General features: G+C 72.5%; 15 protein-coding genes. 7 read left to right on the forward strand and 8 right to left on the reverse strand.

The genetic code is table 11. From position 1 onward, the window contains the following. From kdpB to ABZ444_RS27775, 5 genes are all read left to right on the forward strand, one after another. Entirely contained in the window at positions 1-2,106 is a 2,106-nt protein-coding gene (gene kdpB / locus ABZ444_RS27755) for a potassium-transporting ATPase subunit KdpB (protein ID WP_358002737.1), read from the forward strand. Further along, positions 2,107-2,940, forward strand: a complete 834-nt coding sequence (locus ABZ444_RS27760) for a potassium-transporting ATPase subunit C (protein WP_358002740.1) — start codon at positions 2,107-2,109, stop codon at positions 2,938-2,940. It abuts the gene before it with no gap. Then, complete coding sequence (locus tag ABZ444_RS27765) at positions 2,937-5,477, forward strand: ATP-binding protein (protein ID WP_358002743.1); 2,541 nt, start codon at positions 2,937-2,939, stop codon at positions 5,475-5,477. The genes ABZ444_RS27760 and ABZ444_RS27765 overlap by 4 nt, the downstream gene beginning before the upstream one ends. Before the next feature lie 311 nt (positions 5,478-5,788). After that, entirely contained in the window at positions 5,789-6,556 is a 768-nt protein-coding gene (locus tag ABZ444_RS27770; protein ID WP_358002746.1) for a hypothetical protein, read from the forward strand. Continuing rightward, positions 6,546-8,312, forward strand: a complete 1,767-nt coding sequence (locus ABZ444_RS27775) for a hypothetical protein (protein WP_358002749.1) — start codon at positions 6,546-6,548, stop codon at positions 8,310-8,312. Before ABZ444_RS27770 ends, ABZ444_RS27775 begins: the two co-directional genes overlap by 11 nt. Positions 8,313-8,405: 93 nt before the next feature. On the opposite strand, the gene ABZ444_RS27780 is transcribed toward ABZ444_RS27775, so the two are convergent. The 3 genes from ABZ444_RS27780 to ABZ444_RS27790 form a co-directional block, all read right to left on the reverse strand. Then, a complete protein-coding gene (locus ABZ444_RS27780; RefSeq protein WP_358002752.1) occupies positions 8,406-8,660 on the reverse strand; it encodes a hypothetical protein in 255 nt (84 codons plus the stop codon). A gap of 66 nt (positions 8,661-8,726) precedes the next feature. Further along, on the reverse strand, positions 8,727-9,341 hold the full coding sequence (locus ABZ444_RS27785; protein ID WP_358002755.1) for a hypothetical protein: 615 nt from the start codon (positions 9,339-9,341) through the stop codon (positions 8,727-8,729). 298 nt (positions 9,342-9,639) lie between these two features. Then, positions 9,640-10,764 (reverse strand): FAD-dependent monooxygenase, encoded by a 1,125-nt coding sequence (locus tag ABZ444_RS27790; RefSeq protein WP_358002758.1) that lies wholly within the window; start codon positions 10,762-10,764, stop codon positions 9,640-9,642. A 63-nt stretch (positions 10,765-10,827) separates the two neighbouring features. On the opposite strand from ABZ444_RS27790, the gene ABZ444_RS27795 reads away from it, so the two are divergent. Further along, a complete protein-coding gene (locus ABZ444_RS27795; RefSeq protein ID WP_358002761.1) occupies positions 10,828-11,280 on the forward strand; it encodes a MarR family transcriptional regulator in 453 nt (150 codons plus the stop codon). Between the two features lie 26 nt (positions 11,281-11,306). Here ABZ444_RS27795 and ABZ444_RS27800 read toward each other — a convergent pair whose 3' ends face one another. Beyond that, on the reverse strand, positions 11,307-12,245 hold the full coding sequence (locus ABZ444_RS27800; protein WP_358002764.1) for an alpha/beta fold hydrolase: 939 nt from the start codon (positions 12,243-12,245) through the stop codon (positions 11,307-11,309). Between the two features lie 85 nt (positions 12,246-12,330). On the opposite strand from ABZ444_RS27800, the gene ABZ444_RS27805 reads away from it, so the two are divergent. Further along, the gene (locus tag ABZ444_RS27805) at positions 12,331-12,918 is read left to right on the forward strand and encodes a TetR family transcriptional regulator (protein ID WP_358002767.1); all 588 of its coding nucleotides are present in this window, start codon (positions 12,331-12,333) and stop codon (positions 12,916-12,918) included. Positions 12,919-12,972: 54 nt separating this feature from the next. Here the strand turns inward: ABZ444_RS27805 and ABZ444_RS27810 are convergent, their stop codons facing one another. Genes ABZ444_RS27810 through ABZ444_RS27825 form a run of 4 tightly spaced genes read right to left on the reverse strand, consistent with a single transcriptional unit; the run spans position 12,973 to position 19,178 of the window. Next, positions 12,973-16,761 carry a beta-ketoacyl synthase N-terminal-like domain-containing protein gene (locus ABZ444_RS27810; protein ID WP_358002770.1) on the reverse strand — a complete coding sequence of 1,263 codons (3,789 nt, stop codon included), beginning with the start codon at positions 16,759-16,761 and terminating at the stop codon, positions 12,973-12,975. Positions 16,762-16,810: 49 nt separating this feature from the next. After that, positions 16,811-17,854: a ketoacyl-ACP synthase III family protein gene (locus ABZ444_RS27815; RefSeq protein WP_358002773.1), complete on the reverse strand. Its 1,044-nt coding sequence runs from the start codon at positions 17,852-17,854 to the stop codon at positions 16,811-16,813. Positions 17,855-17,874: 20 nt separating this feature from the next. After that, positions 17,875-18,129, reverse strand: coding sequence for a phosphopantetheine-binding protein (locus ABZ444_RS27820; protein WP_358002776.1), 255 nt, complete (start codon positions 18,127-18,129; stop codon positions 17,875-17,877). Beyond that, a complete protein-coding gene (locus ABZ444_RS27825) occupies positions 18,126-19,178 on the reverse strand; it encodes a ketoacyl-ACP synthase III family protein (protein WP_358002779.1) in 1,053 nt (350 codons plus the stop codon). The genes ABZ444_RS27820 and ABZ444_RS27825 overlap by 4 nt, the downstream gene beginning before the upstream one ends. Between the last annotated feature and the right edge of the window lie 259 nt (positions 19,179-19,437).

Here is a 19,437-nt window from a genome sequence, read left to right on the forward strand (position 1 = left end):
ATGTCGACCCCCGTACTGGACAAACCCTCCCCCGCGCGGCGGGACGGCCGCGTGGGCGGCGGCCTGCTGGATCCCCGGCAGCTCGTCAGGTCCCTCCCCGACGCGGTCAGAAAGCTGAACCCGGCCACGCTGTGGCGCAATCCCGTCATGCTGATCGTCGAGGTCGGCGCCGTGTTCACCACCGTCCTGGCGATCGTCGAGCCGTCGTTCTTCGCCTGGGCGACCGTCGTGTGGCTGTGGCTGACGGTGATCTTCGCCAACCTGGCCGAGGCCGTCGCGGAAGGGCGCGGCAAGGCGCAGGCGGCGACGCTGCGCAGGGCCAAGACCGACACCCGGGCCCGCCGCCTGCGCGGCGACGCCGAGGGCGGATGGGACACGGTCGGCGCGCCCGAGCTGCGCCAGGGCGACCTGGTGGTGGTCGAGGCCGGCGAGGTCATCCCCGGCGACGGCGACGTGGTCGAGGGCATCGCCTCGGTGGACGAGTCGGCCATCACCGGCGAGTCCGCGCCCGTCATCCGCGAGTCGGGCGGCGACCGCTCGGCGGTGACCGGCGGCACGAAGGTGCTCTCCGACCGGATCGTCGTCAGGATCACCCAGAAGCCCGGCGAGAGCTTCGTCGACCGCATGATCGCCCTGGTCGAGGGCGCCGACCGGCAGAAGACGCCCAACGAGATCGCGCTCAACATCCTGCTGGCCGCCCTGACGGTCGTCTTCCTGGTCGCCACCGTCACCATGCAGCCGCTGGCCGTCCACTCCAAGCAGATCAACCCCGGCGTCCCCGACTCGCTCGCGCTCGACGCGGACGGCGTCACCGGCATCGTCCTGGTCTCGCTGCTGGTCTGCCTGATCCCCACCACGATCGGGGCGCTGCTGTCGGCCATCGGCATCGCCGGCATGGACCGTCTGGTGCAGCGCAACGTCCTGGCCATGTCCGGCCGCGCGGTCGAGGCGGCCGGTGACGTGTCCACGCTGCTGCTGGACAAGACCGGCACGATCACGCTGGGCAACCGGCAGGCGGCCGAGTTCGTCCCTGTGGACGGGGTCGGCGAGCGGGAGCTCGCCGAGGCCGCCCAGCTCTCCAGCCTCGCCGACGAGACCCCCGAGGGCCGCTCGGTCGTGGTGTTCGCCAAGGAGCGGTACGGCCTGCGCGAGCGCGAGATCCACGGCGCCGAATGGGTGCAGTTCACCGCCCAGACCCGCATGTCCGGCGTCAACCTGGACGGCCGCGAGGTCCGCAAGGGCGCGGCCACCGCGGTCATGAAGTGGGTGCGCGACAACGGCGGCCACCCCACCGACGACGTCGGCCACATCGTGGACGGCATCTCCGCCTCCGGCGGCACCCCGCTGGTCGTGGCCGAGCGGGGCCGCGTGCTCGGCGTCATCCACCTCAAGGACGTCGTCAAGCAGGGCATGCGCGAACGTTTCGACGAGATGCGCCGCATGGGCATCCGCACCGTCATGATCACCGGCGACAACCCGCTCACCGCCAAGGCCATCGCCGACGAGGCCGGCGTGGACGACTTCCTGGCCGAGGCCACCCCCGAGGACAAGCTCGCCCTGATCAGGAAGGAGCAGGAGGGCGGCCGGCTGGTCGCGATGACCGGCGACGGCACCAACGACGCCCCCGCCCTGGCCCAGTCGGACGTCGGCGTGGCCATGAACACCGGCACCTCGGCCGCCAAGGAGGCCGGGAACATGGTCGACCTGGACTCCAACCCGACCAAGCTCATCGAGATCGTGGAGATCGGCAAGCAGTTGCTGATCACGCGGGGCGCGCTGACCACGTTCTCGATCGCCAACGACATCGCGAAGTACTTCGCGATCATCCCGGCCATGTTCGCGGCCGTCTACCCCGGCCTGGACGCGCTCAACGTCATGCGCCTGGCCAGCCCCCAGTCCGCGATCCTGGCCGCGGTGATCTTCAACGCGCTGGTCATCGTCGCGCTGATCCCGCTGGCGCTCAGAGGCGTCCGGTACCGGCCGTCCAGCGCGTCCAAGCTGCTCTCGCGCAACCTGTACGTCTACGGCCTGGGCGGCATCGTCGCCCCCTTCATCGGCATCAAGATCATCGACCTGCTGATCCAGTTCCTTCCGGGGATGTCATAAATGGAACGCCTGCCAAGCCGGCTCCGCCGGCACCTCGCCGCCCTGCGCGCCGTCGCCGTCCTGACCGCGCTGCTCGGCATCATCTACCCGCTGGTCACCACCGGGGTCGCCCAGGCCCTGTTCAACGGGCACGCCAACGGCTCGATCGTGGAGAAGGACGGCAGGGCCGTGGGAAGCGCGCTCATCGGCCAGTCCTTCACCGACGCCGACGGCGAGCCGATCAGGACGTACTTCCAGTCCCGTCCGTCGGCGGCGGGCGACGGCTACGACCCGACCTCGTCCGGCGCGAGCAACCTGGGGCCCGAGGACGTCGTGGACACGCTGCCGGGCGCGGGTGAGGAGGGCCGGCAGTCGCTGCTCACCCAGGTCTGCGCCCGCTCCAAGGCGGCCGGCGAGTTGGAGGGCGTCAGCGGCGCCCGCCCGTACTGCACCCCGGACGGGGTCGGCGCGGTGCTCAAGGTCTTCCCCGACCGGGCCGTCAGCGTCAACCAGGCGTGCCCGGCCACTCCGTTCGTCGCGACCTATCAGGGCAGGCGGGTGGAGTGTGCCGAGCCGGGTGAGAACTACGCGGCCGGGCGCACGGTCCCGGTCCGGGGGGAGGCCGAGGCGAAGGTCCCGGCCGACGCGGTCACTGCCAGTGGCTCCGGGCTCGACCCGCACATCTCCGTGGCCTACGCCGAGCTCCAGGCGCCGCGGGTGGCCAGGGAACGCGGCCTCGGCCAGGCCAGGGTCGAGCAGCTCATCAAGGAGCACACCACCGGCCGCGCCGTCGGCTTCATGGGCGAACCGGCCGTCAACGTGCTCGAACTCAACCTGGCGCTCGACCGCTCATGAGCAGGGGCCGCCTTCGGGTCTACCTCGGGGCGGCGCCCGGGGTCGGCAAGACGTACGCGATGCTCGGCGAGGGCCGCCGCGCGCGGGAACGCGGCCGGGACGTGGTCGTGGGCCTGGTCGAGACCCACGGCCGTCCCCGCACCGCCGCCCTCCTGGAGGGCCTGGAGATCATCCCGCGCAGGACCGTCGTCCACCGCGGGGCCACCTTCACCGAGCTCGACGTGGACGCCGTCATCGCGCGCCGGCCGAAGGTGGCGCTGATCGACGAGCTGGCCCACACCAACGTGCCCGGCTCGAAGAACGTCAAGCGCTGGCAGGACGTCGACGAGATCCTGGACGCCGGCATCGACGTCGTCTCCACGGTGAACGTCCAGCACCTGGAGTCGGTCAACGACGTCGTCCAGGAGATCACCGGCGTGCCGCAGCGCGAGACCGTGCCCGACGAGGTCGTGCGCCGCGCCGACCAGATCGAGCTGGTGGACATGTCACCGGAGGCGCTGCGCCGCCGCATGGCACACGGCAACGTGTACGCGCCGGAGAAGGTCAGCGCCGCCATGTCCAACTACTTCCGCGTCGGCAACCTCACCGCACTGCGCGAACTCGCGCTGCTGTGGGTGGCCGGCAAGGTGGACGACCAGCTCGACCGCTACCGCGCCGACCACGGCATCGCCACCACCTGGGAGACCCGCGAGCGGGTGGTGGTCGCCCTGACCGGCGGACCGGAGGGCGACACACTGGTCCGGCGGGCCGCCCGCATCGCCGCCCGCACCAAGGGCGCCGACCTGCTGGCGGTGCACGTCACCAGCGCCGACGGGCTGGCCGGCGCCGACCCGGCCAGCCTGGCCCGCCAGCGCACGCTGGTGGAGGACATGGGCGGCACCTACCACCAGGTCGTCGGCGACGACGTCCCGCGGGCGCTGCTCGACTTCGCGCGCGGCGTCAACGCCACCCAGCTCGTCCTCGGCGCCTCGCGCAGGGGGCGGTTCGCGCAGGTCCTCTCCCGGGGCGTCGGCGTGGAGACCACCGCCCGGTCCGGCTCGATCGACGTCCACATGATCACGCACGAGGAGGCCGAGCAGGGACGCCGCCGGCCCGCCCGCACGCGGGCCGCGCTCACCCGCACCCGGCGGGCGAGCGGCTGGGCGCTGGCGGTGGCCGGGATGCCGCTGCTGACGGCCGCGCTGGCGCCGTTCCGCGACATGTTGTCGCTGCCCAGCGAGATCCTGTTCTTCCTGTGCCTGACCGTCGGGGTGGCCCTGGTGGGCGGCATGTGGCCGGCCATCACCGCGGCCGTCGGCGGTTCGCTGCTGCTCAACTGGTTCTTCACCGCACCGGTCGGCGAGTTCACCATCGCCGCCCCGGAGAACCTGTTCGCGCTGGTCGTGTTCGTGCTGGTGGCGGCGGCGGTGAGCACGATCGTGGACATCGCCGCCCGCCGGACGAGAGAGGCCGCGCGGGCCGGCGCCGACGCCGAGCTGCTGTCCACCATGGCCGGCCACGTGCTGCGCGGCGAGGCCGCGGTGTCCTCGCTGCTGGAACGTATGCGCGAGACCTTCGGCCTGACCTCCGTCACCCTGCTGGAACGGCGGCCCGAGGCCGCGCGCGTGCCCGACCAGCAGTCCGACCCGGACGCCTGGCGGATCGTGGCCACCTCCGGCGGCGCACCCGCCACCTGCCCAGGACGGTCCGACACCGACGTCGTCATCGACGAGGAACTGGTCCTGGCCGCCAGGGGCGAGCCGCTGGAGGCCGCCGACCGCACGGTGCTGGAGGCGTTCGCCGCCGAGACCGCCGTCGCGCTGCGCCAGGAACGCCTGCAGCAGGAGGCCGAACGCGCCCGCCCGCTCGCCGAGGCCGACCGCATGCGCACCGCGCTGCTGGCCGCCGTCAGCCACGACCTGCGCACGCCGCTCGCCTCCGCCAAGGCCGCCGTCGAGAGCCTGGGCAGCACCGAGGTCACCTGGTCGCAGCGGGACCGGTCCGAGCTGCTCGCCACCGCCAAGGAGTCGCTGGACAAGCTGGACCGGCTGGTGGCGAACCTGCTGGACATGAGCCGCCTGCAGGCGGGCGTGCTCGGGGTGAGCGCGCAGCCGCTGGCGATCGAGGAGATCGTGCCGCGCGCCATCGACGACCTCGGCCCGCTGCGGGACCGCGTCGAAGGCGACGTCTCCGTCGAGCTGCCCGACGTGCTGGCCGATCCCGCGCTGCTGGAACGCGTCCTGGTCAACCTCATGTCCAACGCCGTGCGCTTCAGCCCGCCCGGCCGGACCGTGCTGATCACCGCGAGCGGGCACGGCGACCACGTCGAGATCCGGGTGATGGATCGTGGCCCCGGCATCCCGCCGGAGGCGCACGACCGCGTCTTCCAGCCGTTCCAGCGGCTCGGCGACCGCGACAACCACTCCGGCGTCGGGCTGGGGCTCGCCCTGTCCCGCGGACTCGCCGAGGCCATGGGCGGCACACTCGTGCCCGACGAGACCCCCGGAGGCGGTCTCACCATGATCCTCACCCTCCCCGCCGCCACGCCCGGACGGTGAGCATCCTGCCCGGGGCTGGTCAAGAGCCCCTGGCAGCGTGGCCAGGGGCTCCATGCGGCGGACCGGATCACGTTCGTGGCATCGCCGGGCGGACTGTTGGCCGCGGGTGCGGCCCCGCACCCGTCCGGCAGGGAGGCCTGCCACGTGATGCCGACCGGAATTTATCGCGCAGCCCAGCCGAATCCCGGCCGGCTTCCGCGTGGAAGTTTTTTCGTTGTTCCGCAACTCGGCGGCGTATACCGGGCGCTATTCTCTGGATGGCCGGTGGTCGACAGGATTGGCGATCAATCGCCGAAAGGCGGCCCTGCAACATGGAGAATGCGCAGACCGGCGAGTCACCGGCGCCGGCCGAGCCCGTACTCGTGACGTTCAACGGCGAACAATGGCGAATATCTCGCGGACAGTTGCTGACGTTGGGCCGGAGCCGGGCATGCAATGTGCGTCTCCCGGACGATGATCACCTGTCGCGGCGAGCGGGTTCGCTGATCGTCCTCAACGACTGCGTCCTGATACGCAATGACTCACACCACAAACCGCTCGTCGTCCGGCCACCGGTCGGTGAGGACCGGCTGGTCGAGCCGGGGGCGGCGGTCACGTCACTCCCGTTCCCGACCTTCAGCGTCGTCTTCACCGGCCGTACCGGCTCGACGGTGACTGTGCGGGTGGACGCCCGTTCGCTGACGCCGGGCGCGGACCGGCGCGGGGACGCGGCGGTGAGCCGCGCGCCCAGGACCGTCACCTCGCCGATGGCGCTGACCAGGGGGCAGCGGCTCGTGCTCGCCGCACTGTGCGAGCCGTTGCTGGCCAGGGCCGGACCACAGGCGGTCCCGGCGACGTACGCGCAGATGGGAAGGCGGCTGGGCCGACAGCCCCAGTACATCCGCAATGTCGTCAAGTCGCTGCGGGAGAGCCTGTCCGGGCACGGCATCCCGGGCCTGACCACGGACGACAAGGAGATCCCGCACGACGACTTCCGGTGGGCGCTGGCACGTTGGGCCGTGCGCACCGGTGTCGTCAGGGTGGAGGATCTGCACGCCCTGCCGCCCGAACCCGAGGCCGGCCAGAACGATGGATCCTGACCACGCCCGGCCGGACGACGAGCCGGTCACCCGCGGCGCGCCGGATCCGCCGCGGCCCCCGCCCCTTGGCGGCATCCGAGGCGGCGCGCCGAGCAGCATCGGCGTTCCGGCCGACGAGCCCAACGGGTTGTTCGTCGGCCCGCCGGAAGCACCCGACCGGCACGAGTTGCTGGGCGACGGAATTCCGGGTGGTGAGGGGATCACCTGGAAGGCCCGCTATCAGGGTGAGCTGACCTCACCACTCCCGCTGGCGATCAAGCTGCTCAGCCCACCACGCGACGCCGAGCCCGGTTGGCCCTCAGCGCGTGATCTGCAGCGCTGGCGCGACCATGCCGTACTGCTGCGACACCTGAAGCTGGACCATGTGGTCCGGCTCGACGAGGTGTTCCTGGGCACCGCTCCCCACCCCGCCGGAAGCGCGCGAGGGGGGGACGCCCCCTCGGCCGAGTCGATGGCGTACCTGGTCATGGAGTGGGTCGAGGGCCCGACGCTGCACGCGCTGCTGGCCGGCGTCCCGGCGAGCGGCGACACGATCCGCCGGCGCCTGGAGTACGTGGCCGAGGCCGGCGAGGCACTTGCCGGCCTCGCCTCCGTGACGCGCTCCGGCGGGAACCCGAGCCTGCACCGGGACGTGAAGCCCACCAACTGCATCGTGCACCCGGAACGCGGCCTGGTGCTCATCGACGTGAGCACCCTGCGGCTCATCGACGACGGGCACGACCTCGCCGGATGGCACACGCCCGCCTACACCGCGCCCGAGGTCCTGGCCGCACCGCGGCTGCCCCGGGCCGTGGCGGCGGACGTCTACTCGCTCGGCGCACTCGCCTGTTTCTGCCTCACGGGCCAGGACCCGCCGGTCGCTGACGCCGCCGGCGCCTTGGCGCACATCGAGCGGGAGCTGGAGGCCGTGGCCGAGGGGGCCGGCGTGACCGATCCCGGACGCCTCACGTCGCACATCCTGACCGCTCTGGACGGCGACGCGTCCCGCCGCCCGGCCGACCTGCGAAGCTGGAGCCGCGGCCTGCTGGAGGCGGCCGTTCTCACCGGTGCCGAGCCGGCGGCCGGCGACTCCGGCGAGCCGGACGGCGGTGCACCGGTCGACGGCGAGCCGGTCAGCCACCCGACTTCCCCGACGCGGCCACGCCGGCGATGGCCACCCTTCGTGGTGGCCGCGGCGAGCCTGGTCGTCGCCGCGGGCGGGGCGTTCCTGCCGGGGCTGCTGACGCGTACCCCCGGGACCGGCAGCCCCGGTCAGACCGCCCCGCCCTCCCTCACCGGCGGCACCGGTACGGCGCCGACGCGCCCCACGCCGAGCCGCACCACCGGCGACGCGGTGAAAGCCACCGGAGCCATCACTTCGCCGGCCGACGGTGCGGGCGTGAAATATTGCTCCTACTTCTCGGGCACCGCCTCGCTGCCGCCCGGCACCACCTTGATCCTGGCGAAGCAGAATGTCGTCAACGGCGACCCCACCAAATACGTCGAGGTCGTCTTCGGTTACCGGAATCCCAGTGCGCTGGCCACCTGGAAAGGCGCCCAGTATTTCGGCGGGGAAAACGAGGGCGGCGTGGGACAGGTTTTCCGCATCGAGTTGATCGCGGTGAAGCTGGAGCGCGCCGTACGCTTCCACGACACGCAACTCACGGTCGGCGAGGTTCAGGCCCTGGTGAAGTCCGGAACCGTGTTGGCCAGTGTCAAGGTGCACCGGGTCGCCGCCGGCGGGACCCCGGACCAATGCCCCGGGCCACCCGCCTAGATCGCGACCGCGCCTTCTCAGCGGCGGCACATACCACGCGGTGCCGCTGCTGTGGCCGGAGAACGGCGACGACTACCCCCGGGCTGAGATCGGCTACGCCGAACGCGACGTGACCTCGCCCACCGTGATTCCGGTCACGTGGGAGGGCTCGCAGTGCAGCTGGCCGGCCATCTGGCCCATGCGCAGCGGTTGTCCGAGCTGAAGCAGGGTGTGGGCCTGTGGCACGGTGAGACCGACCGCGGCGGCCGTCTCGTCGAAGTGTGCCCGCAGGGCGGCGTCCGCGGCGAACAGGCGTTCCACGATCTCCTGGCCCTCGGGGTCCGGCCAATCGATCTCCAGCTCCGCCACGGCTCCCCCGCTGCCCACACTGTTTCAGATCTTGAACTATATGCCCGGCGGGCGCGACCCCAGGCGTCACACGGCGGCCGGTACGGCGGGCTCGGCCACGCGGTGCCGGCCGTCGGCCGCACGGGACGCGCGCGACACCCGGGCCATCGCCAGGAAGGAGACCAGCAGGCAGGCGGCGCCCAGCGGCATGAGGTCCTTCTCCACGAACGGCACCATGACGTCGGCGACCACCAGGACGGGCGTCCACGCCTTGACGCGGCGCTGGATCGCGAGCTGGAGAACCAGGCCGATCTGGGCGACGAAGAACAACATCGGCCCGAAGTCGTAGACCGCCTGCTGCACGCCGGGAACCGACTGGACCTGGTCGAAGAGCACGCCCATCGCGGCGTGGTCGGCCGAGCGGAACCCCACGACGATGTCGATGGCGAACTGGGCGATCAACGTAGTGATGCCGACATATCCGGCGACGGCCAGCCCGGTCGCCAGGCGGCCACGACCGGCCAGCCTGCGCATCTCGTGGAAGGTCACGGCGAAGAACGCCAGGGCGCCGATGAAGGCCAGGTGCCCGGCCGTCCAGGCGAGGCCGGGACCGCGGCTGCCGTCCAGGCCGTCCAGGATGCGGATGACGCCGTAGGTGAAGGTGAGGACGGGGGCGGCGACGAAGGCGATACGGGGGTTCATCTCGTTGGCTCCTTAGCGGTGATGACCTCCCCAATCCTGGTTTTCCGCGGCCTTACGGACATCGCCGGGACGGGCGAAGTCCCGTCTCGCTCTTGAGTGGGATGCGGGACCTCACCTCCCTCCCGAGAGGGATCACTCCTCGGTCAGGCCGACGAGCCCGAGCTCGCCTGGGTGACCCTGCGCGGCGAGCCGATTCCGCCGGACTTCTCCAGCCGGGCAGGCGGCTGGGGGGCCGGGCTCGCCGCCGTCACCTACGCCCACCACCGGCGCCGGAACCCACGACCCGGCGCGCCCGCTCTCAGTGGGACAGGGCGGCGGTGAGCCGGTTGCTGAAGCGGGCGAGCAACCCGCTCTGGGACGTCTCGGAGACCATCCGGCCGACGAACGGGGGGATGCGCCAGTTGGCGGGGCTGCGCCTGGCCAGCCTGGACACCAGGTTAACGTGCGGGTAGCGGGCCCGCTCGTAGGCGCGCAGCCGTTGCGCCGGGTCACCGCCCTTGGCCAGCTCGCGGCCGAGCACCCACACGTCCTCCAGGGTCTGGTTGGCGCCCTGTCCGAGGGTGGGCGGCATGAGGTGGGCGGCGTCGCCGATCAGGGTGACGCGGCCCTTGCCCCACTCCCGGCGCACCTTCTGCCAGTGGTGGCCGAAGAAGTCGAGGTCGGCCTCCGACGCCTGGGCGAGCAGCTCGGGGACGGGCGACGCCCAGTGGCCGAAGCGGCGCCGGAGCTCGGCGAGGGGCGCGGCCGGGCGCGGCTCGCCGGGGGCCCAGCGCACGTCGAACCACCACTGGAGCTTGCCGTCACCGGCGGGGATGATCCCGCACGCCCCCTCCTTCCCGGTGATCATGAGGTGCAGATGGGTGCGGGCGAGGTCGATGTCGATCCGGCTCAGTGCCTGCCAGGTGCCGAACGTGGCCGTCCGGATGGGGACGTCGCCCCACAACTCGCGCCGGACGACCGAGTGGTGGCCGTCGGCGCCGATCAGCAGGTCACCGGTGGCCGTCGAGCCGTCGTCGAAGGTCACCGTCACCCGGTCGCCGTCCTGGGTCACGGTCCGGCAGGCCGTGCCGTAGCGGATCAGGTCGTCAGGCAGCCCGTCGGCCAGCCGTTCCAGCAGGATGCGGCGGGAGATCGACTTGTTCGGGAAACCGTAGAGCGTGGCCGCGTGGGCCATGTCGGAGGTGAGCCGCAGCCGGCCGTCCGCCGTCAGCGCGTCGATCCGGTCGAACCGGCCGCCGACGCCGTCGAGGCTGACACCGAGGTCGTGCAGCACCGCGGCGCCGTTGCTGAAGATGCTCAGCCCGGCGCCGCCCGTCCGCATGGCGGGGGCCTGTTCGTAGATCCGCACCTGGTGCCCGGCGGCGAGCAGGCTGCGCGCGACGGCCAGACCGCCCACTCCGGCGCCGATGACAACAACGTCCATTTTATCTCCAAAACGAAGTTACTTCGATTCAAAGATACATCGCTGTGAAGTACATTGGGGCGAGTGACCGACAACCACCCAGAAGAGGACGTCTACCGCGAGTTCCTGATCGCGGTCATGCTGCACATCGAGGCGATCGCCGATCGGCTCGGGGTGCACCATGTGGACGTGGCCGCGCTCATCCTGCTGGAGATGCGCGGCCCCCTCCCCGTGGGGGCGATCTCCGAGGAACTGGGGCTTCCGTCCGCGTCCGCGACCCGGCTCATCGACCGCCTGGAGAAGGCCGGCTACGTGCGGCGGGTACGCGGCGAGCGCGACCGGCGCATGGTCACGGTGGAACTGCTGGAAGGTGGCATGGCCGAGTACCACGCCACCCGCGTCACCTCCGAGCGGCACCTGGGGCGGATCCGCGGGCAGTACACGCAGGAGCAGGTGCCGTTGATGCTGGGCATCCTCGCCGGCGTCGCCCGCGCCTACCGCTCGGCCACCAGGGAGATACGCGAGCAGTCCGGCTGAGGCGCCCGGCGGGCCGGGTCGCGGCGTCAGGACGTGTCGCCGGCGCGGTCGACCTCGTCGACGAAGGCGAGCACCCGGGCGTTGACGCGGCCGGGGAACTCGCCGTTGAGGGCGTGGGAGGCGTCCGGCCACAACTCGACGACGCCCCGGGCGAGCAGCCGGCGGGCGCGCAGGGCGGCCTTGCGCGGGTTGTGGATGATGCTGCGCCCGGCGATCAGGGCGAGCACCGGCACGCCGAGCCCGGCCACCTGGTCGTCCGTGGGGTACGTGGGCGGCGGCAGGAAGGCGGTGAAGTCCCGCATCCCGGCCGAGATCAGGTTGGCGACGGGTTCGTCGTCGGAGGCGTCGGCCCCGCCGGAGATCCAGCTCAGCAGCTTCCGGCGCCACGACTCGGGGAAGAACGGCACCACCGAGCCCAGCGAGAAGACGACGACCTTCCAGGTGATCCGGCCGAAGAGGTTGGCGGGATCGAGCACGCTCACCGAGGCGATCCGCTCCGGCACCCGCAGGGCCAGATGGAAGGCGCTCCACCCGCCGATGGACACCCCGAGGAGGTGCACCCGGTCGAGGCCGAGCCGGTCCAGCAGTTCGGCCAGCCAGGCCACTTGGTCGTCCGCGCCGGTGAACGCCCGGGTCTGCACCGACAGGCCGGGCTCGCCGAGCAGGTCGACGGTGTAGACCGGCCGCCGGGCGACGAGACCGGCCAGGTTCGCCTCCCACATCGGGGTGGCCGAGGTGCGCCCCGGCAGCACGAGCAGCGGCACGCCGTCGCCGTCGCCGAATCGGTAGACCCGGACGGATCCGAAGCCGGTCACCACGTCGTGGGTCTGGCCGGGTTCGGGCAGGCGGGCCATGGCGTCGTCGTAGGCGCCGCGGTAGCGCGCGAAGGCGGGCGCGTCGCGGAAGTGGCCGAGCCGCCGCGCGCGGAACGCGGCTCCGATGTTGGGTTCGACAAGGTCGTTCACGTGCGGGATCCTTCGTTCGCCGTTCGCGATACGATCGTATCGCAACAACGTCACGATACACTCGTATCGCAACGAAAGGGGGGCCGTGCCGAAACAGGTGGACCACGCGGCGCGGCGGGCCGAGATCGCCCATGCCGCGCTCAGGCTGTGCGCTCGTGACGGCCTGGCCGGTGTGAGCATCGGAGGGGTCGCCCAGGAGGCCGGCGTCTCCAAGGGGCTGGTGCAGCACTATTTCGGGGCGAAGGCCGACCTGCTGCGCGCGAGCGCGCAGCTGCTCAGGCAGGAGATCGAAGGCCATGTCCGCGCGGCGCTGCGGGAGGCCGCCGGGCCGGCCGACACGCTGCGGCGCACGCTGCTCGCCGTCGTCGAGCTGGGCTCGCGCGCTCCCGTGCTGCTGCTCGCCGGACACGCGTTCCTGGCCAGGGCCGTCGCCGATCCCGACGTACGCGAGCTGTACCGCGCGGGCGGCGACGCGGTGCACCGCGAGATCGCCGCGCTCGTGGCCGCCACCGCCGCGGACCCCGGCGTCGAGGCGGGCGCCGAGGCGCACGTGCTGCTCGGGCTCGCGCGCGGGCTGGCCGACGGGGTGCTGGTCGGGGACCTGGACATCGCGGAGGCGACCGCGGTCCTCGACCACCAGCTCCGCCGGCTCGGCCGACCGGCGGGCTCCTGACGGAACGCCGCGGGCGGCCCGGGGAGATCCTTCTCCGGGCCGCCCGCGGCGCTCTCACCCTCCGATCGCGGGCATGCCCTCCGGTACGGCCTCCGCCGCCGCGTCCGGCCTGACCGCCGCGAGCAGCTCCACCAGCCGGTCCGCGATCGCGGAGATGGTGGGCTGCTGCCACAGCAGGGTCGCGGGAAGACGGCAGCCGAAGCGCTTGTCCAGACGCCGCCGGACCATGACCGTCATCACCGAGTCCAGCCCCTGCTCGACCAGGGGACGGCGGACCGCCAGGTCCTCGGGGGCCAGCCGCATCACGGCCGCGATCTCCGCCCGCACCTCGGGCAGGACGCGGTCGCGCAGGTCCTCCGCCGTCAGGCCGGCGAACGACCCCGCGGGCCCGCGCAGCTCCTCCTCGGCCGGGACGGGCGCGTCGATCACCGGGTAGCGCAGCCCCGTGAGGTGTCCCACCACCCGGCCGTCCAGGTCGGCCAGGAGCGCCCGCACGGTGTCGGCGGCGGCCCGGTCCACGGCCGCGTCGATGACCACCGTCGCGGGTGGGGCGCCGGTCAGCACGACCTCGTCGATGTGCACGACCATGCGCAGCACCGGATCGCCGGGGAACACGCAGGGCGCCACGGACATCGCCGCGTCCAGCGCCGGGGCCCAGCTCTCGACGTCCCCGGTGCGGACGGTGGCGCGCAGCGCGCCGTCGCCGCCCAGCAGCGTCTCGATCGTCCAGTCGAAGCCCGTCGAGGGCACGCCCACGGCGGCCAGCCGCCGGTGCACGAACCCGGGGTCGATCGCGGTCAGAGCGCCGGCGTCCGGCAGCACGTCGGGCTTGACCTGGCCGGGAGCGGCCACGTCCGCGGTGACGTGCACCAGCCAGGCCGGTTCCGGCTCGCCGGGGCCGGCCGGCGTACGGGCCGCGAGCCGGACCGTCGGAGGTTCGTGCACGACCTGGACCTGCCGGCGTTCCGCGGTCATCAGCGGATGCGTCATCTCCACGCCGGTGAGCGTGGTGTCCTCGTCCTCGGCCGCGTGCAGGAACGTGTTGACCAGCACGGCGGCGGGCACGATCTCGATCCCGTTGAGGGTGTGGCTGCCCGGGTAGGGCCGGTTGGCGTCCTCCAGGCTGGTCCGCCACACGCGGGTCCGGCTGCCCGCCAGGCTGGTCCCGGCTCCGAGCAGGGTGTGGGAGCGCACGTCGTGCCCGCGGTTGTCGTCGTCGCCGGAGTCCTCGCGCCAGTGGCGGCGGTGCTGCCAGGCGTACGGCGGCAGCTCGGTGAGGCCGCCGTACGGCTGCAGCCGGTTCCAGTCCACCTCGACGCCGTGACAGTGCGCCGCGCCCACCGCGGCGAGGAAGGCCGGCAGCTCCGGCTGGTTCCGGCGCAGCGAGGTGCCGACGAACACGTCCTCGAACCCGTTCTCCGACAGCGTCTCGGTGACGGAGTGCGCGACCACCGGGTGGGGGGAGATCTCCAGGAACACGCGGTGGCCGTCCTCGGCCGCGGCCGTCGTCGCCGCGGTCAGCCGGACGGGGTCCCGGAGGTTCGCCGCCCAGTACGCGCTGTCCAGCACGGGCGTCGCCCGGGGGTCGGCCAGCGCGGTCGAGTACATGGGGATGCGGGGCGCGCCGAACGACAGGTCGGCGGTGGCGGCGGCCAGCTCGACGGCCGGCGCTTCCATGTGCGGGCTGTGGAAGGCGACGTCCGAGGCCACCCGCCGCACCACGATGCCCTCGGCCGGCCAGTCCTCGACCACCGCCTCGACCGCGGCGACGTCGCCGGACAGCACGGTGGAGACCGGCGACGACGAGATCGCGGCCACCAGGTCGGTCCGGCCGGACAGCCGCTCCGCCGCCTCCTCGAAGGACAGGCCGACCATCACCATGGCCCCCTTGCCCTCGGCCTGCCGCAGCAGCCGCGAGCGGCGGCAGATCAGGCGGGCGCCGTCGGCGACGGTCATCGCGCCGGCCGTCACCGCCGCCGCGATCTCGCCGACGGAGTGGCCGATGACGGCCCGCGGAGCGACCCCGTACGCGTTCCAGAGCCGGGCGAGGCCCAGCTGCATCACGAAGATCATGGTCTGCACGCGGTCGATCGTGTCGAGCTCGCCGTCGGCCAGGACCTGCCGCGGCGAGAAGCCGATCTCCGCGGCGAAGATCGGCTCCACCTCGTCGACCAGGGACGCGAAGTCCGGCACGGCGAGCAGCTCCCGTCCCATCCCGCGCCACTGGCAGCCCTGCCCCGAGAAGACCCAGACCGGCCCGGGGCCGAGCTCGGGCAGCACGTCGCCGGTGAGGACCGCCTCGGCCGACACGTCCTCGGCGAGCCTGCGCAGGTGGGCCGCCAGCTCGTCGCAGTCCGTCCCGATCACGACGGCGCGACGGGCCAGATGGGTGCGCCGCAGCGCCAGCGTGTGCCCCGCCGACGCCGGGTCGACGCCCGTCCCGAGGTGATCGGCGAGCCGGCCCGCGTACTGCCGAAGGGCCTGCTCCGACGCGGCCGACAGCGGGAACAGCCGCTCCGCCCGAGGGGGCCTCTCCTCTTCCGCGGGCGCGTGCCGGGCCGGAGGGGCCTGTTCGAGCACGATGTGCGCGACCGTGCCCCCGTACCCGAAGCTGGAGACCCCCGCCCGGCGCGGGTGGTCGCGCTCCGGCCAGGCCGACGGCCGCGTCACCACCCGCAGGCCCGAGGACTCCCACGGGACGGCCGGGTTGAGGGCGGACAGCACGCTCGGCGGGATCTCCCCGCGGTCGAGGGCGAGCACCGCCTTGATGACGCCGGCGATGCCGGCGGCGCCTTCGAGGTGGCCGATGTTGGACTTGACCGAGCCGATCAGGCACGGGTCTCCGGAGGGCCGCCCCGCGCCGTACACCGAGGACAGCGCGCCCGCCTCCAGCGGGTCGCCCAGCCGGGTCCCGGTGCCGTGCGCCTCGACGTAGTCGACGGTGGACGGCGCGACGCCCGCCTGCCTGCAGGCCCGCGCCATCACGTGTTCCTGGGCCTCGCCGCACGGCGCCATGATGCCGTTGGTGTGCCCGTCCTGGTTCACGGCGCTGCCGATGACCAGCGCGAGCACGCGGTCGCCGTCGCGCTGCGCGTCGGACAGGCGCTTGAGCACGACCACGCCGCATCCCTCGCCGCGGCCGTACCCGTCGGCCGCCGCGTCGAACGACTTCGACCGGCCGTCGGGCGCCAGGGCTCCGGCGGTGCCGAGCGTGAGGGTCTGGCCGGGGGTGACCAGCAGGTTGACGCCGCCGGCGAGGGCGACGTCGCTCTCGCCGAGCCGCAGGCTCTGCGCGGCCAGGTGCAGCGCGACCAGCGACGCCGAGCAGGCGGTGTCGATCGCCATGCTGGGGCCGCGCAGGTCGAGGGAGTAGGAGATGCGGTTGGCCACGGCGCAGGTCGCGGCGCCGATCCCGGTCCAGGCCTCGATCCGGGGCAGGTCCTCCAGCAGCCGGCCGCCGTAGTCGGCCGTGCAGACGCCGACGAACACCCCGGCGTCGGTCCCGGCCAGCTCGTGCGGCGGCAGGCCGGCGTGCTCCAGGGCCTCCCACGCGGTCTCCATCAGGATCCGCTGCTGCGGGTCCATCAGCTCGGCCTCGCGGGGCGACAGGCCGAAGAACTCCGCGTCGAAGCCTTCGATGTCGCTCAGGAAACTGCCGTGCCGTACGGCGTCGCGCAGCGCGGCGGCGTCTTCGGGGCTCCGGGTCTCGTACCGGCGCCAGCGTTCGGCGGGCAGCGGCCCGGTCGTGTTGCGGCCGGCGCACAGCAGGTCCCAGAACTCGTCCGGTGAGTGGACGTCGCCGGGAAGACGGCATCCGATCCCGACCACCGCGACTGGTTCCACCCGGGCTCCGCGCGGAGTGTCGACCATCTGCGTTCGTTTCCCTTCGATGTCAGGCCCAATGAGGAGTTTCGAGGATTTCGAGCACGGCGCCGGAGACGGTCACCCCGGGCCCGGTGCCGAGCATGAGCAGGTGGTCGCCGGGGCCCAGCTGCCCGGTCGCGAGCAGGTGGTCGAGGGAGAGAACCTGGTCGCCGGCCCCGCAGTGGCCGATGGTGCGGCCGTAGTCCCAGGTGGAGCGGGACATGGGCAGGTCGACCACGGCCATGCACCGCTGTTCGACGATCTCCTCGGAGTAGTTCATGAACGCCACCCGGGTGAGGTCGCGGGCCTCGATCCCGCTCTCGTCCAGCACGCGCTCGACGATCTCCACCAGCGCCCGCTGGATGTTGAACAACGCCGCGGTGGTCTCGCCCTTGGGCATGACCTGCTGCCGGAACTGCTCGTTGCGGGCCGCGAAGCTCATCCGGCGCCCGACCGTGACGCCCGGCGGGAACAGCGGTTCGCTGCCCCGGTGCAGTTCCTCGGCCTCGGCCACCGTCGTCGTGCAGACCGACGCCAGGCGGGCGAATCCGTGGTCCTTGGTGAGGACGAGCGCGGCGGCGGCGTCCCCGCCGATGTAGCCGGGGCCCATCCGCCACCGGTCCATCAGCGGGGTGCCGTAGTTGTCGGCGGCGACCAGCAGGGCGGCCTGCCTGGCGGGAGCGGCGGCCAGGTGACCGGCCGCCAGTTCCAGGGCGATGAACATCCCGTTGCAGCCCTGCCGGATCTCGGTGGCCAGGACGTCCCCGCCGACGAGATGACGTTGCAGGTAGGAGTGCGGAGGCCAGCCGTCCGGGCCCTGGTGCCAGGTCGAGGCGTACAGGAGCAGATCGAGGTCGTCCGGCGCCCGGCCGCTGCGCTTGATCGCGCTGCGCGCCGCGTGCAGGGCCATCTCCGGGGCCGGCACGTCGCCGGCGACCACCGTCCCGGCCAGGTTGTGCAGCTCCGCTTCCTCCGCCGGGTACCAGCCCTTGGCGACGGCCTTCCCGACGCTGACGACGGTCCGGGGCAGGTAGGTTCCGACGCCGCTGATGTAGGTGTCCGCGTACCGCATGACTTCTGTCCTCGTCCCGGCTATGCGGATTGGAGTTGTCTGACCATCGTCACGATGGTCGCGACGTCCCTGAAGTTCTCGGGGTCGAGCATGGCGGCGGTGATCCGGACGCCGACGTCCTTGCGGAGGAAGTTCACCAGCCGCGCCGTGCGCAGGGAGTCCAGGAGGCCCGACACGAGGAGCGGGGTGGTCTCGTCGACCTTGACGTCGTCGCCGTCCAGGACGAGGTTGTCCTGGATGAAGTCGACCAGCCGCCGCGTGATGTCGTCGCTCACGCCTGTGCCCCTCTCGTGACGGGAGCGGTGGACAGGACGCGGAACGCCGCCGCGGCGACCGACGTGCCGGAGCCGAAGCCGACCATGAGCAGGTGGTCGCCGGGCACGAGCCCGCCGGTCGCGATCAGGTGCTCGAAGGCGATGAACTGGTCGACCGCGCCGCAGTGGCCGACGCGCCGGCCGTAGTCCCAGGTCGTCTGGTCCTCGTCGATGCCCAGCCAGGACATCTGCCCGTCCAGGTCCTCGCGGCGGCCGTGCGGGAACGCCACCCGGGTGATGTCGGCGAAGCCGATGCCGGCCTCGTCCAGGGTCTGCTCGACCTGCTGCATCATCGTCTTCTGGATCGTCAGGTGGATGCCGGTGCCCTGCGCCTTGAGCAGCCGCTGGCGGAACTCCTCGTGCCGGTCCCCGAAGCTCAGCCCCCTGCCGACGGTGGCGTCCGGGGGGAAGAGCGGGTAGGCGCCGTCGTTGACCGCGTCGGCCTCCGGGATCACCGTCATGTTCACCGACAGCAGCTCGGCCATGCCGTAGTCCTTGCCGAGGACGAGCGCGGCCGCGGCGTCGCCGATCAGCGCCCCGGGCGTCATCCGCCAGCGGTCCACCAGCGGCGTGCCGTGGTTGTCGGAGGAGACCACCATGGCCGTCTCCCGGTCCGCGGTGGCCTGGAGGTAGCTCGCCGCCAGCTCCAGGGAGCTGATCATCCCCACGCAGCCGCTGCGGATCTCGAACGCCGGCACGCCGCCGCCGAGGAGGTGCATCTGCAGGTAGTGCTGGGGCTGCCAGCCGTTGGGGCCCTGGTGCCAGACCGACGGGTAGAGCAGCAGGTCGAGATCGCGCGGGGAGGACTCGCCCCACCGCTCGTACGCGTCCAGGACCGCGAGCCGCGCCATCTCCGGCGCCGGCATGTCGCCGGCCACCGCCGCGCCGATCTGCCGGAACTTCTCGGCGTCCGCGGCCGGGTACCAGCCCTCGCGGACGGCCTGCTCGACGCTCACGCTGTCAGGCACGTAAACGCCCAGGCTCCTGACGAACATGTTGGGTGTACGCACACGCCTCCTAACTCATCGACGAATCCCGGACAACGGCCTTCGACAGGGAAAAGCGCTTATCCGATTTATTTCAGGCCAGGAGTCATGTGGCCCCCGGCCGGTCGGGAGAAACGACGTGAAATGAGCCGGCGGGCCGTCCCGGGTAAGGATAGGGGCGGCCCGCCGAATAAAGCAATATCGCGGTCCGCGACCTTCCGTGACCGACGTTCGACGGAACGTGTCGCAATAAGGGAAAGCCGCTATTCAGCTCACCGCCGAG

It is taken from the genome of Nonomuraea sp. NPDC005730 (assembly GCF_040630865.1).
Lineage (GTDB): Bacteria > Actinomycetota > Actinomycetes > Streptosporangiales > Streptosporangiaceae > Nonomuraea.

Bases quoted from the DNA above. Each gene is read 5' to 3' on its own strand.
- kdpB (WP_358002737.1), top strand. From the start codon at position 1: ATGTCGACCCCCGTACTGGACAAACCCTCCCCCGCGCGGCGGGACGGC.
- ABZ444_RS27760 (WP_358002740.1), top strand. From the start codon at position 2,107: ATGGAACGCCTGCCAAGCCGGCTCCGCCGGCACCTCGCCGCCCTGCGC.
- ABZ444_RS27765 (WP_358002743.1), top strand. From the start codon at position 2,937: ATGAGCAGGGGCCGCCTTCGGGTCTACCTCGGGGCGGCGCCCGGGGTC.
- ABZ444_RS27770 (WP_358002746.1), top strand. From the start codon at position 5,789: ATGGAGAATGCGCAGACCGGCGAGTCACCGGCGCCGGCCGAGCCCGTA.
- ABZ444_RS27775 (WP_358002749.1), top strand. From the start codon at position 6,546: ATGGATCCTGACCACGCCCGGCCGGACGACGAGCCGGTCACCCGCGGC.
- ABZ444_RS27785 (WP_358002755.1), bottom strand. From the start codon at position 9,341: ATGAACCCCCGTATCGCCTTCGTCGCCGCCCCCGTCCTCACCTTCACC.
- ABZ444_RS27790 (WP_358002758.1), bottom strand. From the start codon at position 10,764: ATGGACGTTGTTGTCATCGGCGCCGGAGTGGGCGGTCTGGCCGTCGCG.
- ABZ444_RS27815 (WP_358002773.1), bottom strand. From the start codon at position 17,854: ATGCGGTACGCGGACACCTACATCAGCGGCGTCGGAACCTACCTGCCC.